Below are 15,525 nucleotides of genomic sequence, written 5' to 3' on the forward strand. Positions count from 1 at the left end.
TCCGGTGAAGGAAGCCCGAAAATGTGCCGTGGTGGGATGAGAGATGACTACTGCAAACCAAACCTTGCCGGCAATGCCGGCAGTAGAGGGTGTCGAGCATGAATACGTGGAGGTCGCCGGCGGGCGCATGCACGTAGCTTCAAGGGGAACCGGTGATCCGATCCTCTTGCTGTCGGGGTTCGGGCAGTCGTGGTGGGAGTGGCGGGATATCATGCCTGCGCTGTCCGACGCCGGCTATCGGGCTATCGCTCCGGACCTGCGCGGAGAAGGGTGGACCCGGCTTCCTTTCCGGCAGATCGATCGAACGCGCCGGGCCGAAGACATCCTGGAGTTACTGGACCTGCTCGGCTTGGGAAAAGTGCGTGTGGTCAGCCACGACATGGGGTCCGTATCCGCATTCCAACTCGCTTTCGCGCACCCGGAGCGGATCGCCAGCCACGTGATGATTTCGGTTCCGCCGCCGCAGATGAGATTCCATGTCGGCATGGTTCCGGGCATGCGGCATCTGTGGCATCAGGAAGCGCTTTCGGTGCCCGGCGTGGGTTCCTGGCTCATGCGTTCGGGCAGGGTGCCCCGGCACTTCTTTTCCCCGGTATTTGTTCCCCGCCCGCTGGATCCTGCGGTCCTGGACCAGTACCTGGCACTGATGCAATACGAGGATTCCGCCCGCGCTGCCGTGCCCTTGTGCCGCCGCATGGTCCTGCCCGAGCTGGCGCGCATCGTTGGCGGCAGGTACCGGGCCGCACGCTTTGCCATGCCTACCCTGTTCATTTTCGGCACGGAGGATTCCGGATTCCCGCCCTCCGTCACCGGCAAGGCCTTCGCCGACACCACGCTGTACGGGCCGGATGTGCGGCTGGGGATGATCGAAGAGGCAGGGCACTTCGCGGTGGATGAGAAGCCCGCGGCGGTGGCGGACGCAGTCCTCGCGTTCTTCGCCTCCCTTGAGCCGGAAACGGCTGATGACAGGGACGAATAGTCAGAGCTGAAGTTCCAGGTCCTCGGCCGGCGCCGCCATGCAGGCGAGGATCTGGTGCTCTTCCACGCGGGCGCTGGGTTCCAGGGGATACCCGACGCTGCCACGGCGCAGCGTCAGCACGCATTCGCCGCAGGCGCCGGCCCGGCAGGAGCTTTTCGGGTTGAGCCCTTGGGCCTCCAGCGCTTCAAGCAGGGTGCCGTCCTGCGGCCGCCAGACGAATCCCGCAGTGCCGGAGGAGCATGAAATCCGCGCCGGGGCGTACTGTTCCAGCAGCTCACCCAGGTCCGCGGCGGGAGAGGCGAAGGTTTCCCGGTGGATGTTCTGCGGGATGATGCCGGCCAGCTGGCAGGCGTCGAGCGCCAGCTGCGTGAATCCTGCCGGGCCGCAGACCACCACGCTGTCGCAGGAGTCGATGGCTCGGGCCATCTGCGCCGCGGTTGGTCGGCCTTCCAGGGAATCGACGTGGCTGATCCGGGCGGGCAGTTCCAGGCTGCGGGCCAAGGCTGCGGCCCGGGTGAACAGCTCGCCGCCGGTCCCGCGCTCCACATGGAACAGGCGCAGCTCGCGCAGTTTCGGCGCCTGGTCCGCCCCGCGCAGCAGCCCCAGGGCCGGGGTGATGCCGATGCCGGCGGTGAGCAGCGCGGTGCTGCCGTGCAGCACGCGGCTTGCGGTCATGCTGCCGTGGGGGCCGGAGGCCAGCAGCCGGTCTCCGGGTTGCAGCCGGGCCATTGCCTGCGAGACGGTGCCGGCGGTGCGCACGGCGATGCTGATGACGTCCTGTCTTACCTCGGTGATGGTGTAGTTGCGCCACAGCGGGTCGGGCAGGTGCACACGCAGATGGGTGCCCGCCTCATCGTGGGCCGCGATCCAGCCGTGCGGGTCGCGCAGCGAAATTTCCACCGCGTCGCCGTCCAGCTGACGGCGTTCGACGACCTCCAGGTAGCGCGGTGTGCGCTTGGCCGGCACCAGTTCCAGCGCGGCCCGGTCGTTCGAATCGATGTGGATTTCCGCTCCGGCCTGCAGTGTCCCGGGGTCCAGGACCGTGCCGTAGATGCCGCAATGCAGGTGTCCGAAATGGCTTGCCAGCAGCCGCGGGCCGTTGACGTCCACCTGCGTGGTGCTGGGGTTGACCGAGGTCGCCGGACAGCGCTCGATGGACTTGGTGATGGCGATCCGGGCATCCCCAATGCGCAGGACCTTGCCGATCAGCTCGAACTCGCCGAAGGCCGGCACCCCGTCCAGCAGGATGTTCCCGCGGTAGCGCAGCGGATCCAGCTCCACTCCGGCGGCCCGCGAGAGCGCCTCGACGGTGCGGGGGTTGATCAGCGAGATCCCCGACAAGCGGGAATCGAACATCCCGTGGGAGGCCGCGACCAGGGTTCGAGCATGGCCTCCCTGCGCGGGGATGTGCGCAGCCATGTAGTCCGCCGCCGCCGAGCGCCCGCCGGCGTCGGAGGAGTCGAAGGTGAGGGGTGCCGCCCCCGCGGCCGCTGGAGCGGTCACGGTGATGAACGGGGGAGCGGAACTGACCAGCCATTGCTGCAGGCGCGTATCGTTTTTCAGGGCGGTGAACGAACCGCAGGACTGCCACTGCCCGTCCGCGACCGGGGTACTGCCGTTGCCCAGTGCGACGGCTCGGTCCCCGGCGAGCCCGCCGCCGGCGCTGACCGCTGCGGACGTAATTTCCTCGGCGGGAAGACCCTTGACGGGGAAACGGAACAGGCGCTCGATTCGCATAACAAGAGTCTAGTCGGCGCGGGAATTAGCGCGCAGGTTGAGGGCCCTAGATGTCGGCCAGGAACTTCTTGACGCGCTCCATGACCAGGGCGCGAGCCTGCGGGTCATGGGACGGCAGCGAGCTGTCGGTGAACAGGTGCTGGTCGCCGGGGTAGGTGAACAGCTCCGCGAGCCCCTCGCCCTGGTCGTTGACGAAGCGTTCGGCCGCATCCAGATCGCCCTCGCCGGCGAAGAAAGGATCGTTGTCCATGCCGTGGATCTGCACCGGCACGGCCGTCGGCCAGGGGCCGAAGCTCCATTCGGCGTCCAAGTCCACAAAGGACTCCAGCAGGACCACGCCGAGCGCCCCCGGACGCTGCTGTGCGCACTGCTGGGCCAGGGCCGCGCCCCAGGACGTGCCGATGTACACCAGTTCGTCGGGCAGGTTCTTGAACAGCTTGTCCACACGCTGCTGGATCTTGTCCTCGCCGACCTTGTTGGCCAGCAGGATGCCGGCTTCCAGGTCCCGGGGAAGCTTGCCCGCGAACAGATCCACGGGGTGCACGGTGTGGCCTTCGGCCCGCAGCTCGGCGGCCATTGCCTGGACTCCCGGGGTCAGGCCCTGGACATGGTGGAACAAAACAATGGTTGCCATGGGAAAACTCCTAGACTTGGCTCGCTTCGAGCCGGAATTCGGTGGTGCCGCAGTCCAGCGGGACTGCTGGGGTGCTCAGCGTTCGTCGACCAGGTTGTCGATGCGTCCCGGCAGGTGCTCGATCGCATGGTCCCAGCCGGGCATCTGGCTGTTGATTTCCACGCTGTAGCCCTCGGCCAGGTGGAACTCTGCGCAGGTCAGCTCCTCGGCTTCCGTCCCCGCGTCGTAGATGAAAGCTCGTCGGATATCCTCCCAGAGCAGGGTGGCGGACTGGTCGATGACCAAGCCGGCGTCGACGACTTCAACGGTGCGCTGCGGGTAGGACATGGTTGAACTGCTTTCGGTCCTGGGCGTTGTGCTTTGTTCAAGTCTACGCGGGGTTCCTGCATGAATCACGTCCCCGGGGCCTGTCCCCGGGCCAGTTTCCCGGCGGAATCAAGGCCGAGGGCGTAGTCAAGGCCGAGCCGTGCGAGGAAGTCCTGGTCGTGGCTGACTACCAGCAAGGCCCCGCGGTAGGCGTTCAGGGCTTCGGCCAGCTGGCGCACGCCGTCGATGTCCAGGTTGTTCGTGGGCTCGTCCAGGATCAGCAGCTGATTCACAGGAACCGCCGCCAGCAGGCAGGCCAGGTGGACCCGCAGCCGTTCGCCGCCGGAGAGGGCGCCGAGCGGGCGGTCTGCGCTTGCGCCGCGCAGCAGCAGCCGGGCCAGCAGGTTGCGGATGGTTCCGGAGGGGACGCCGGGAGCCGCGTGCTGCACGTTGTCCACGGCGCTGAGCCGCTCATCCAACCCGGTGAGCTGCTGCGGCAGGTAGCCCACGCGGTCCACGTGGAGGGTGCCGCAGATCCCGCCTGCAGGTTCGGACCCGAAGAGCAGGTGGCGCAGCAACGTGCTCTTGCCAGAGCCGTTGGGGCCGGTCAGCGCCACGCGCTCCGGCCCCTGCACCAGATGCCAACGCTCGCCGTCCTCCAGCTCCAGCACCCGTCGGCCGGCGGGCAGCCCGGGGTCGGGCAGTTCCAGGTTGATGTGCTCGACCTCCCGAATCCGGGCCCGCGCCAGGTCGACGTGCTGCTGCGCGGCGTCGATCTTCGCCTCGTGCTGGGCGCGGGTCTTGCCGGCGTTCGCCTCGGACTTCTGTTTCAGCGAGTTGGCCAGGATGCGCGGCATGTTACCGCCGAGCTGTTCCGCCCGGCCCTTGCGTTTGGCGCGGGCCAGCTTGGTCTCCGCCTCGGTCCGCTGCCGCTTTTCCACCTTCAGCGCCGACCCCGCGGATTTGGCCGCCTGCACCGCCGCCTGCTGCTCGGTCTCCAGCTGCTCCCGGTACAGGCTGTAGGGGCCGCCGAAGAAGCGCAGGTGCCCGTCGTGCAGTTCGACGGTGTGCTGCATCTGCTCCAGCAGCTGCAGGTCGTGGCTCACCACCACGAGTGTTCCGGGCCAGGAATGCAGCAGCCCGTACAACAGCTGCCGGGTCTGCCCGTCCAGGTTGTTTGTTGGCTCATCGAGCAGCGTGATCGGTTTGCGCGCAAGCCGCAGCCCGAGTACCGCCAGCAGCATGGTTTCACCGCCGGAAAGCTCGTCGACCCTTCGCGACAGCTCCAGACGGCCGAAACCCAGCGGGGTCAGCTCGGCCTGGACCCTGGCTTCCAGATCCCAGTCGGAGCCGACGGAATCGAAATCCGCCGGGTCGACGCTGCCTGTTTCGATGGCCTGCAGCGCACGGTAGGCCGGAGCGACACCCAGCAGGTCCGCGAGCGTTGCGTCTGATTGCAGGGTGATGTTCTGCGCCAGGTAGGCGACGTCGCCGTCCGCCGAAACCTGTCCGGAACTCGGGACGAGGCGTCCCGCGATCAGCTTGAGCAGGGTGGACTTTCCGCTCCCGTTGGCGCCGATCAAGCCGCTGGCGCCGGCAGGGAAGGTGCCCTCAAGCTGCGAGAGCACCTGGCCGCCGTCCGGCCAGGAGAAGCTGAGGGCGGTCAGGGTGATGGGCGGGGTCAAGGCCATGGTGGCTCCTGTGAAGTCTGAGGAGGCGACCGGAAAGAGGCGTCGTTGGATGGTTCGCGGCAGCACCTGCGGGGAACCGGGAAACGGAAATCTGCACCGGAAGCCGGGAATGAACGTGCGCCGCCAAATGGGGCGCGAGACTGTTCGAGGCTATGCGCAGATGAGATCCATGGTTTCGAGTGTAGCAGGGGCCCCGACCGTGCTCGAGGGACGAAAAAAATCGGGGCGTGCCTGGCGGCACGCCCCGATTCACAACTTGCTGTTCAGCTTACTTCCACGCGCGGTGCACCGCGACGATGCCGCCGGTCAGGTTGCGGTACTCGACATTCTTCCAGCCGACGTCGACGAACTTGCGCCCCAGTTTCTCCTGGTCCGGCCAGACGGCGATGGACTCTGCAAGGTAGGCGTACGCCGAAGGATTCGGCGAGACCATGTAGCCCAGGGCCGGGATGACGCGCGGCAGGAACTGCTGGTAGGCGACCTTGATCGGGGTCACCGTCGGGGTGGAGAACTCGGCGACAACAATGCGTCCACCGGGCTTGGTGACGCGGCGCAGCTCCGAGAGCGCCTTCTCGGTGTCCGAGATGTTGCGCAGACCGTAGGAGATGGTCACCGCATCGAAGGTGTTGTCCTCGAACGGCAGATCGTGGCCGTCGCCGTAGACGAATTCCAGCTCCGGGTAGCGCTTGCGGCCTTCGGCCAGCATGCCGTGGGACATGTCGCATGCGGTGACGCGGGCGCCTGCCTTGGCCAGCGGCACGGAAGAGGTTCCGGTGCCGGCGGCCAGGTCCAGGATGCGCTCGCCGGGCTTCGGGGCGATCGCCTCGGTGGTGATCTTGCGCCAGTAGTTCACAATGCCGCCGGTCATCAACGTGTTCAGCAAGTCATAGCGTGGAGCTAGGTTGTCGAACATTTCCTGAACCTGATCGGCCTTCTTATCCAGGCCTGCGCGCACATTGTGGGTACTCATGACACTAAGTGTTTCACATTTGCCCCGGCCCTTTTCGCGATTGTGGGGCGTATCGCTCAGAGCATTGATTCAAGGCGTGCGTAGCTGGCCTCCATTCCGTCGGTCATTCCGGTGGCCAGCACCATGTCGCGGGTTTGGGCGTCGGGGTAGGTGATGACCAGGCTGAGCAGGGTGCCGGACTGCACCGGGGTGAACGTCGTTTCATTGACGGTCGCAGGGTAATCGGTGTCGATCATCTGCTCGGTGAATGATTCGAAGCTGTGCGGGGTGCTGGCCAAGCAGACGCCGGCAAATCCGAAACCCTGGCCTTCGACGCCGGAATTCGGCTCCCACCAGTAGCGGTAGCTGTCTCCCACGTCCTTGGGCAGGAGGCATTCGGTCATCTGCCAGCCGTCGGGGCCCAGCAGCCAGCGCTTCATGAGCTGGGGATCATGGTGTGCGCGCCAGACCTGCTCCTGGGTGCCGCGGATGATGCGGCTGACGCGCACCTGGGTGTCGGAGAGCAGCTGGGCTTCGGTGGCGAAGGTCTGCGCGTAGTTGCGCAGGTCGATCAGCACCTGCTCGATCTGGCTCATGGCCGATCGCGTGCCGTCGATCATGCCCATGGCGACAACCTGCTCAAGCTCATCGACGGAATCGAAGTTGGCGGTGATGGTCAGCTTGGAACCGTCTTCGTGGGGGTCGAAGCTGAAGACGGTGCGGGTGGCTGGAAGATCTTCGTTCACGGATCCGTCAGCGTGGGCGAAACCATCGGTGACCTCGAAGAACTTGTGCTCGACCACTTCGTTCCAAATCCAGTATCCATGGAACTGCTCGCCTTCCGGCGAGGTCATGTAGTAGTTGCTCCGGCCGCCGACGGCGCCGTCGTGGCGTGTGAAGGTGGCCGGGTATTCAACCGGGCCCCAGAATTTCTCGATCTGGCGGGGGTCGAGGTAGGCGTCCCAGAGCCGGGAAACGGGGACCGGGAAGTTGGCGTGGACGGTGAGGGTCAGCGTTTCCGGATCCTTGAGTACGGAGGTGACAGGCATGGCGAAATCCTTAGTCGGCTTCATCTGCGAGGAAGTCATCAAGCCGGGCGATGCGCCGGAGCCAGATGTCCTCATAGGCGGTGAGTAGTTCCTGGACGTGTCGGATGGTGTCCGGCTGGCCGCGGACAATCCGCTCGCGGCCACGTGCGATCTTGGTAACCAAGCCCGCTGATTCAAGGGCGGCCACGTGCTTCTGCACTGCGGCAAACGACATGTCGTAGGCCGCGGCCAGGTCGCTCACGCGTGCTTCGGCGCTCAACGTCCGCCGCACGATGTCTCGTCGTGTGGCGTCTGCCAAGGCACGGAAGACCTTGTTCACCTGTTCATCGCTCAACTCATATACAACCATTTGGTTGTATATTACTCCCGCCGGCCACGCATTGGAAGGGTAGGGAAATAAAATATTCGAACCTAGGCGGCCTTGAAGTAATAGACAAGACATCTAATTAATCAGATGTAAAGTCTCCTTTTGATAGCGGTCGACCTGCGATGATGTTGCGGCCCGGTGTGCGGAGCCAGGAAATCATGGGGGTGCCAACAGGATGGTCACTACAAATCCCCATCCGCATGCCCTAGTGTGTAAGGTACGCATGGGAAAGTGACCTGCGTTACGCTGAACTTTTACAGGTATCTGGAGTCACGGTGGGCGAAACAGGCATGGACTGGTCGGCTGCGGCGAGCCAAGCGCGCAAGGCGCATGAGCTTTTGGGGTCGCATCTGGCTGATCTTGACGCGCTTCCATTGAGGAATGTCGTTCGGGAGTCCTGGCGGCGCTCCCTGTCGAATCCCGCGCAGTTCAGCCATCCCGCAATGCTCAGCGACGACAGCCTCCGCCTGGCCAGGGAGCGCAGCGAATTGCAGCGCATCTGGCCCGTTTTCGAAAAGCTCTTGGTGCCTGCCGCCAGCGATGCCAACCTGCTGGTCGCACTTGCGGACGCGCAGGGAACATTGCTCTGGGTGGCCGGCAACCACGGCGCCATGGACGGCGCGGAGAATGTGGGGTTCAGTGCGGGTGCGAACTGGGGCGAGTCCTCGGTGGGCACATCTGCTCCGGGGTTGGCGCTTGCGACGGGAAACGGCGTCCAGGTGTCCGGCGCCGAGCACCTCTACGAGCACGTGCACCATTTGAACTGTTCCGCAGTTCCGATTCGCAACCCGCGGACCGGCCGCATCATCGGCGCGGTCGACCTGACCGGAGGGGCCGACGCGATTGCCGTGCACTCCCTCCCGTTGCTCCAAGCGGCCGTAGCCGCCGCCGAAGGGCAGCTGCTGCTTCCGGCGCTTGCCGTGCAGCGCGCTGACGAGGATTTCCTCGATCTGTGCGCCAGCGATGGCCCACGGCTTTCGGGCAAGCCGATATCACTGCGCCATGCTGAAATCCTGACCGTGCTTGCCGCTCATCCGCGGGGACTGAACAGCGCCCAGCTCGTTGAAGAACTGTTCGAGCAGCCTGATGGGGCTTCCGAGGGGACCCTGCGCTCCGAGTTGGTCCGCCTGCGCAAGGCCTTGGCTGATTCTCCCGACCGTCGCATCGCGGCCCGGCCCTACCGGCTGGAGTGGGAGCTTCAAACGACCTTGACCCAGCTCTGGCGCGCCATGGAAGAGGGGGACCTGGAACGGGCGCTGCAGCTTTACCCCGCCGAGATCCTGGTGCGCTCCCAGGCCCCGGGCATTGCGGCGCTGCGTTACCGTGCGCAGATCGCCCTGCGGGAAATGGTCCTGGACCGCGGCACCGCGCAACAGCTGCTGCGCCTGGGGCGGCAAAGCGCGGACTCGCAACTGCTGATGGCCGCCCTGCGCGAGCTGCCGCTGGATTCCCCTGCACGCTCCCTGGTTGTCGCTGAGATCGAGGCGCTCGAAGCCTGATCGACCCCGTGACCGGGGCGCCGTGCTGTGCCCGCCAGGGGCTGGAAACGCGTTTCCCGGCGTTGCGGCGCAACGTTGCAACGCGGTGCAACCTTCTTGCAACCTTTAAGTGACTAGAGTCACATGACAAGACGGTGAGGCACTCAGCCGCCGGCACGAAGCGCAGAGACGAAGGAGTCACGCAGCCATGAGCATCTACGCAAACCCGAACACCGATGGGGCACTAGTCAACTTCAAGTCGCGGTACGAGAACTACATCGGCGGCCAGTGGGTTGCTCCGGCCAAGGGGATGTACTTCGAGAACATCACCCCGGTCACCGGCAAGTCCTTCTGCGAGGTCGCACGATCAACCGCAGAAGACGTCGAAACCGCACTGGATGCGGCGCACGCAGCGGCGCCTGCCTGGGGCAAGACCAGCCCCGCGGAACGCGCCCTGGTCCTGAACCGCATCGCGGACCGCATCGAGGAAAACCTCGAAATGCTGTCCGTTGCGGAAACCTGGGACAACGGCAAGGCCATCCGCGAATGCCTGAACGCCGACCTGCCCTTGGCGGTGGACCACTTCCGCTACTTCGCAGGCGCCATCCGCGCCCAGGAAGGCAGCCTCTCGCAGCTCGACGACAATACCACCGCCTACCACTTCCACGAGCCGCTGGGCGTCGTCGGACAAATCATCCCGTGGAACTTCCCGCTGCTGATGGCGGTCTGGAAGCTCGCCCCGGCGCTGGCCGCCGGCAACGCGATCGTCCTGAAGCCCGCAGAACAGACCCCGGTATCCATCCTGGTGCTGATGGAACTGATCGGCGACCTGCTTCCGGCCGGCGTGCTGAACGTCATCAACGGCTTCGGCGTCGAGTGCGGCAAGCCGCTGGCCTCGAACAAGCGCATCCGCAAGATCGCGTTCACCGGCGAGACCACCACCGGCCGCCTGATCATGCAGTACGCGTCGGAAAACCTCATCCCGGTCACCCTGGAGCTCGGCGGCAAGTCCCCCAACGTGTTCTTCGAAGACGTGGCGGCCAAGGACGACGCCTTCTACGACAAGGCCCAGGAAGGCTTCACGATGTTCGCGCTGAACCAGGGCGAGGTCTGCACCTGCCCGTCGCGCGCGCTGGTCCAGGAAAGCATCTACGGCGAATTCATGGAGAAGGTCGTGGCCCGCACCAAGGCCATCAAGCAGGGCAACCCGCTGGATACCGACACCATGATGGGCGCCCAGGCCTCCAACGACCAGCTGGAAAAGATCCTATCCTACATGGACATCGGCAAGGCCGAAGGCGCCAAGCTGCTCACCGGCGGCGGGCGCGCGGACCTGGGCGGAGAGCTGTCCGGAGGCTACTACGTGCAGCCGACCATCTTCGAAGGCACCAACAACATGCGCATCTTCCAGGAGGAGATCTTCGGCCCTGTCGTTTCGGTGGCGAAGTTCAAGGACTACGACGACGCGATGTCCATTGCCAACGACACGCTCTACGGGCTGGGCTCTGGTGTATGGAGCCGCAACGGCAACACCGCCTACCGCGCAGGCCGCGACATCCAGGCGGGCCGTGTCTGGGTCAACCAGTACCACGCCTACCCGGCGCACTCGGCTTTCGGCGGCTACAAGTCCTCGGGCATCGGCCGTGAAAACCACCTGATGATGCTGGACCACTACCAGCAGACCAAGAACCTGCTCGTCTCCTACTCGGAAGACAAGCTCGGCTTCTTCTAAACTGCGACACCCCAACGCAGTCCATCCCCCATCCCCTGTCACCATCCCAACGCACAACCGACAGTTTCACAGACCCCGAAGGCTCGGGGTCGGACCCGGAGCGCAAGCTGCTGGCCCGGCCCTGGTCTTCGAAATCAAAGCAAAGGACTTTTCCCATGAGCACCATGAAAGCTGCCATCGTTGAAGGTTTCGGCGAAGAACTCAAGGTAGAGGAAACTTCGATCCCGGAGCCGGGTCCGGGCCAGGCCCTGGTCAAGCTCATCGCCTCGGGCGTGTGCCACACCGACCTGCACGCCGCCGAAGGCGACTGGCCGGTCAAGCCGAAGCTTCCGCTGATTCCGGGCCACGAGGGCGTCGGCACCGTCGTCAAGGTCGGTGAAGGCGTCACCGAGATCAAGGAAGGCGACCTCGTCGGCAACGCCTGGCTGGCCAGCGCCTGCGGCCACTGCGAGTACTGCCGCACCGGATGGGAAACGCTGTGCGAATCCCAGACCAACGGCGGCTATTCGATGGACGGTTCCTTCGGCCAGTACATGCTGGTGGACGCGAAGTTTGCGGCCATCATCCCCGAAGGTTCGGATCCGCACGAAATCGCCCCGGTTCTGTGCGCCGGAGTGACCGTCTACAAGGGCCTGAAAATGACCGGCGTCCGCCCCGGCCAGTGGGTCGCGATCTCCGGCATCGGCGGTCTGGGCCACATTGCGGTGCAGTACGCAGTCGCCATGGGCATGAGGGTTGTCGCCATCGATGTGGCCGATGACAAGCTGGCGCTGGCCACCAAGCACGGAGCTGAACTCACGGTGAACGCCTTTGCGCAGGACCCAGCCGCGGTGATTCAGGAAAAGATCGGCGGCACCCACGGCGTGCTCGTGACCGCGGTCCACCCGGCAGCCTTCGGCCAGGCCATCGGCATGACCCGCCGCGGCGGAACCATCGTCTTCAACGGCCTGCCAGCCGGCGACTTCCCGGCCCCGATTTTCGACATCGTCCTCAAGGGCCTGACGATCCGCGGTTCGATCGTCGGCACCCGCCAGGACATGATCGAAGCACTGGACTTCTATGCGGCAGGAAAGATCAAGCCGACTTTCCACACCCGCCCGCTGGAAGACATCAACGCGGTCTTTGACGAGATGCGCCATGCGAAGATCGATGGCCGTGTCGTGATCGACTACACCAAGTAACCGAACACCCAACCCAACCCAACCGAATAACCCAACCTCCCCCAAATCCCTGTGGCCCGGCATGACATCGTCTGCCGGGCCACAGGGGCATGGACTCCCGGAGACGTTTGGAGGACACTGAGCTTAAAGCCAAGTCCAGTGATCCCAAAGACCAGAGGAGCGAGTCATGAGCACGATTACCGAAACCCGTGCGGCGATTGCCGGCGAGGAATTCTCCCGCGTTGCCTTCACTGATGAGTCCCTGGAACTTCTGCGCAAGCTGTGGGGCATCCACGGGCCGCTGATGTTCCACCAATCCGGCGGCTGCTGCGACGGCTCCTCGCCGATGTGCTATCCGGCCGGCGAGTTCCGCACCGGAGGATCCGACATCCTGTTAGGCGTTCTGTCCCTCGACGACGGCGCCGGCGGCAAGCTGGGTGACATCGATTTCTGGATGTCCAAGGAGCAATTCGAATACTGGAAACACACCAAGCTCACCGTCGACGTGGTGGTCGGCCGCGGTTCGGGTTTCTCCGTCGAGGCCCCCGAAGGCAAGCGATTTCTGATCCGCAGCGAGATCATCGAATTCCCCCAAAGCTGATCTTCTGACGTAAAAGCCCTGGCCGGATTCTCCCTCTTTTTGGGGAGCCAGCGAGGGCAATCAGCGGCGGGTCTGCGCCCGCGGTATGCTGGCCATCAACTGCATCAAGAAGTTGCGCCGGACCCATCGTCAGGTATCGGGATGCCCGGCTCCCGCCCGAGCGTCTGCGTTAAGCCGGCGCCGGCTTGAAGCGTGATAGCCGGTATTCCAGCTCTCCACAACGGCGGCAGCGGCTAGGCTGGCACGACGCAGCCCCACGGGCTGCGCCCCGCCCGTCCACGAGAGGTGCAACGAATGCCGAGCATCCCCTATCAATTCCGCTTCGATGCCGCCGCGGTGGAAGAACTCAGAACCCGCATCGCGCTGACGCGCTGGCCGCAGCGCTTCGCCGCGCACAACTGGGACTTCGGTGTTGACCAGGACTACCTGCGCGACGTGGTGGATTACTGGCGCGACGGCTTCGACTTCGAGGCCGCCCAGCGCCGGATCAACTCGGTCCCCAACTACCTGACGCCCATCGACGGGCTGCCAATCCACCACCTGCACTCCCGCTCGGCGCAGGAGGACGCCGTCCCGGTGCTGCTGCTCCACGGATGGCCTGGCTCAATCGTCGAGTTCCTCGAGGTCATTCCGAAGCTGTCCGCCCCGGAAACAGCGGAACTTGAATCATTCCACGTGGTGGCGCCGTCGCTGCAGGGATTCGGCGCGTCGCCCGGGATCGGGGAGCCGGGGATGACTCCGATCCGTATCGCTCATCGAATGGCTGCACTGATGCAGGAGCTGGGCTACGAGCAGTTCATCGTGCACGGGGGAGACTGGGGCACGCTGTTGGCCACGCACATTGCTGCGCTCTATCCGGAGCGGGTGCTGGGACTGCATGTGACGCTGACGCACCCGATCCCGCCGGCCGATGTGCCCGATGCGATGGCCCTGGTGCAGGAGCACGAACGGGAGTGGCTCAAGGACAACGAATTCAAGGCGTTGGACGGACGCGGCTACTTCGAGATCCAGAAAACCCGCCCGGAAACGCTGGGTTTCGCGTTGAACGATTCACCGGTGGGATGGTGCGCTTGGGTCCTGGACAAGTTCTACCAGTGGGCCGACTGCGAACGCGACGGCATCAGGGACGTGCGCAATGCGGTGAGCTGGGAGAAGTTCCTGACGAACCTGTCCGTGTACTGGTTCACCGACACGATTTCCTCGGCCATGCATTTCTACCGGGAACAGTATCTCGCGCTGCGGAACGGGACCGGGGCGGCCGGCAAGGTCGAGGTCCCCACCGGGGCGGGCATTTTCCCCCAGGAAATCCTCAAATCGCCCCGAGCGTGGTTTGAGCGGCGGTTCCCGCTGGTGCACTGGACCGAATATGCAGCCGGCGGACACTTCGGCGCGATGGAACAGCCCGAAATCTTCGCCAGCGACCTGAGGGCCTTCGCCCAGGCGGTTGCCAACCTGAGCCTGGTGGCCTTCGAGCAATCGAAGAGAAGTTGAGCGACGAAAATGCGGTTGAATCGGCCAGACGGCGGCGCGGGGCGCCGACACTACACTTGAAGCATGCGCCTGTGGTCACTTCACCCGTCTCTATTGGATTCCAAGGGCCTGGTGGCCTGCTGGCGCGAAAGCCTGCTGGCCCAGAAGGTGCTCGCAGGCCAGACCCAAGGGTATGCAAATCATCCGCAGCTGATCCGGCTGCGCAGGCAATCCGATCCGCTGGAGACCGTCGGCGGCTACCTCCAAGGCCTGCTCGTGGAGGCCCTGACGCGCGGCTACAACTTCGACGCGGCAAAAATCCTGCACCCTGCACTGCCCGAGCATGCAGGCTCGGTGCAGGTGAGCACCGGGCAGATCGGATTCGAGGCGGAGCATCTGCTGCGCAAGCTGCAGCAGCGCGACCCGTCGCGCGCGACTTACTTGAACTCGTTGGACACCGGGCAGATTCCCCTGCATCCCTTATTCACCGCGGTCCCGGGGCCCATTGAAGCCTGGGAGAAGGACGCGGCAGTACGTCATTGAAGATGCATAGAAAGTGAATGTTTGTTGCAATGAGCCACATGAGTCGAAGTGAGAACCTCCCCGAGGGCGGGGAAGAAGTAGAAATCCACCTGCGGTGGAGCGACCAAGACAGCCTGGGGCATGTGAACAACGCGCGCGTGGTAACGCTTGTGGAAGAAGCCAGGATCCGCTGGTCTGGACGCCACGGCCAGTCGGACCTCTTTCCCCACGGACTGGTGGTCGCCTCGATGAATCTGGACTACTTGCGACCGGTCTATTACACCTCCAGCGTCATGGTGCGGGTCGGCGTCCAGCGCATCGGCACCAAGTCCTTCGTGGTGCGGCATATCGGGTCCCAGGACGGAACCCCCGTGTTCGACGGCAGCAACGTCATGGTGGCGCTCTCCGAGGACAAGCTCACCCCGCGGGCGCTTAACGAAAACGAGCGCAGCTGGCTCAGCGAGCGGCTTTTCCAAACGAAGGAGGCCGCCCGATGAGCGGCCCCGTCGAACGGCACGTGCTTCTGCACGCCACGCAGGCGCCGGAGGACATCGCCCGGGCCGTGGCGGCGCTCGCGACGCTGGGCGAATCCCTGCCCGGTGCCCGGATCAGCGTGATTGTGAACGGCAAGGCGTTGGCTGGGGTGCGCAAGGATGCCGAGCCCATTGATCCAGCCAGTCGCGCACAGGTTTTCGCCTGCGAACTGGGCATGAGCCGCAACGGCATCACGGCCGAAGACCTGCAGGAGGGCTTGGGCACGGTGCCGTCGGCGGTAGTTGCCCTAGCCGCTGGCCAGCTGGACGGCGCCGCCTACATCCGGATCTGAGCCGCGGTCTGCGGTGGAAGCAGA

The 15,525-nt window shown here is 64.8% G+C and carries 16 protein-coding genes; 9 read left to right on the forward strand and 7 right to left on the reverse strand.

All coding sequences use genetic code 11. The features are described from left to right. The first annotated feature begins 43 nt into the window (after positions 1-43). Positions 44-979, forward strand: a complete 936-nt coding sequence (locus JQN66_RS00690; protein WP_204676244.1) for an alpha/beta fold hydrolase — start codon at positions 44-46, stop codon at positions 977-979. On the opposite strand, the gene JQN66_RS00695 is transcribed toward JQN66_RS00690, so the two are convergent. The 7 genes from JQN66_RS00695 to JQN66_RS00725 form a co-directional block, all read right to left on the reverse strand. Beyond that, on the reverse strand, positions 980-2,716 hold the full coding sequence (locus JQN66_RS00695) for an MOSC domain-containing protein (protein ID WP_204676245.1): 1,737 nt from the start codon (positions 2,714-2,716) through the stop codon (positions 980-982). It abuts the gene before it with no gap. A 46-nt stretch (positions 2,717-2,762) separates the two neighbouring features. Next, complete coding sequence (locus tag JQN66_RS00700) at positions 2,763-3,350, reverse strand: dienelactone hydrolase family protein (protein WP_188949797.1); 588 nt, start codon at positions 3,348-3,350, stop codon at positions 2,763-2,765. Positions 3,351-3,425: 75 nt separating this feature from the next. Then, entirely contained in the window at positions 3,426-3,677 is a 252-nt protein-coding gene (locus tag JQN66_RS00705) for a hypothetical protein (protein WP_188949794.1), read from the reverse strand. A 65-nt stretch (positions 3,678-3,742) separates the two neighbouring features. Further along, entirely contained in the window at positions 3,743-5,347 is a 1,605-nt protein-coding gene (locus JQN66_RS00710; RefSeq protein WP_204676246.1) for an ABC-F family ATP-binding cassette domain-containing protein, read from the reverse strand. A gap of 268 nt (positions 5,348-5,615) precedes the next feature. Continuing rightward, the gene (locus JQN66_RS00715) at positions 5,616-6,317 is read right to left on the reverse strand and encodes a class I SAM-dependent methyltransferase (RefSeq protein ID WP_204676247.1); all 702 of its coding nucleotides are present in this window, start codon (positions 6,315-6,317) and stop codon (positions 5,616-5,618) included. Between the two features lie 56 nt (positions 6,318-6,373). Further along, on the reverse strand, positions 6,374-7,345 hold the full coding sequence (locus tag JQN66_RS00720; RefSeq protein ID WP_188949788.1) for an SRPBCC family protein: 972 nt from the start codon (positions 7,343-7,345) through the stop codon (positions 6,374-6,376). 10 nt (positions 7,346-7,355) lie between these two features. Further along, positions 7,356-7,694, reverse strand: coding sequence for an ArsR/SmtB family transcription factor (locus JQN66_RS00725; protein ID WP_204676248.1), 339 nt, complete (start codon positions 7,692-7,694; stop codon positions 7,356-7,358). 293 nt (positions 7,695-7,987) lie between these two features. Here JQN66_RS00725 and JQN66_RS00730 point away from each other — a divergent pair, with 293 nt between their 5' ends. The 8 genes from JQN66_RS00730 (at position 7,988) to JQN66_RS00765 (ending at position 15,501) form a co-directional block, all read left to right on the forward strand. Next, on the forward strand, positions 7,988-9,211 hold the full coding sequence (locus JQN66_RS00730; RefSeq protein ID WP_204676249.1) for a sigma-54-dependent transcriptional regulator family protein: 1,224 nt from the start codon (positions 7,988-7,990) through the stop codon (positions 9,209-9,211). 187 nt (positions 9,212-9,398) lie between these two features. After that, on the forward strand, positions 9,399-10,922 hold the full coding sequence (adh, locus tag JQN66_RS00735; protein WP_204676250.1) for an aldehyde dehydrogenase: 1,524 nt from the start codon (positions 9,399-9,401) through the stop codon (positions 10,920-10,922). Between the two features lie 155 nt (positions 10,923-11,077). Next, positions 11,078-12,103 carry an alcohol dehydrogenase AdhP gene (gene adhP, locus JQN66_RS00740; RefSeq protein ID WP_204676251.1) on the forward strand — a complete coding sequence of 342 codons (1,026 nt, stop codon included), beginning with the start codon at positions 11,078-11,080 and terminating at the stop codon, positions 12,101-12,103. A gap of 166 nt (positions 12,104-12,269) precedes the next feature. Beyond that, complete coding sequence (locus tag JQN66_RS00745; RefSeq protein WP_188949779.1) at positions 12,270-12,683, forward strand: DUF779 domain-containing protein; 414 nt, start codon at positions 12,270-12,272, stop codon at positions 12,681-12,683. Positions 12,684-12,977: 294 nt separating this feature from the next. Next, positions 12,978-14,174, forward strand: coding sequence for an epoxide hydrolase family protein (locus JQN66_RS00750; RefSeq protein WP_204676252.1), 1,197 nt, complete (start codon positions 12,978-12,980; stop codon positions 14,172-14,174). 63 nt (positions 14,175-14,237) lie between these two features. Beyond that, complete coding sequence (locus JQN66_RS00755; protein ID WP_204676253.1) at positions 14,238-14,696, forward strand: pyrimidine dimer DNA glycosylase/endonuclease V; 459 nt, start codon at positions 14,238-14,240, stop codon at positions 14,694-14,696. Positions 14,697-14,734: 38 nt separating this feature from the next. Continuing rightward, positions 14,735-15,172, forward strand: a complete 438-nt coding sequence (locus JQN66_RS00760) for an acyl-CoA thioesterase (RefSeq protein WP_204676254.1) — start codon at positions 14,735-14,737, stop codon at positions 15,170-15,172. Continuing rightward, entirely contained in the window at positions 15,169-15,501 is a 333-nt protein-coding gene (locus tag JQN66_RS00765; protein ID WP_188949771.1) for a DsrE family protein, read from the forward strand. The genes JQN66_RS00760 and JQN66_RS00765 overlap by 4 nt, the downstream gene beginning before the upstream one ends. Positions 15,502-15,525 lie beyond the last annotated feature (24 nt).

It is taken from the genome of Glutamicibacter protophormiae (assembly GCF_016894325.1).
Classification (GTDB): Bacteria; Actinomycetota; Actinomycetes; order Actinomycetales; family Micrococcaceae; genus Glutamicibacter; species Glutamicibacter protophormiae.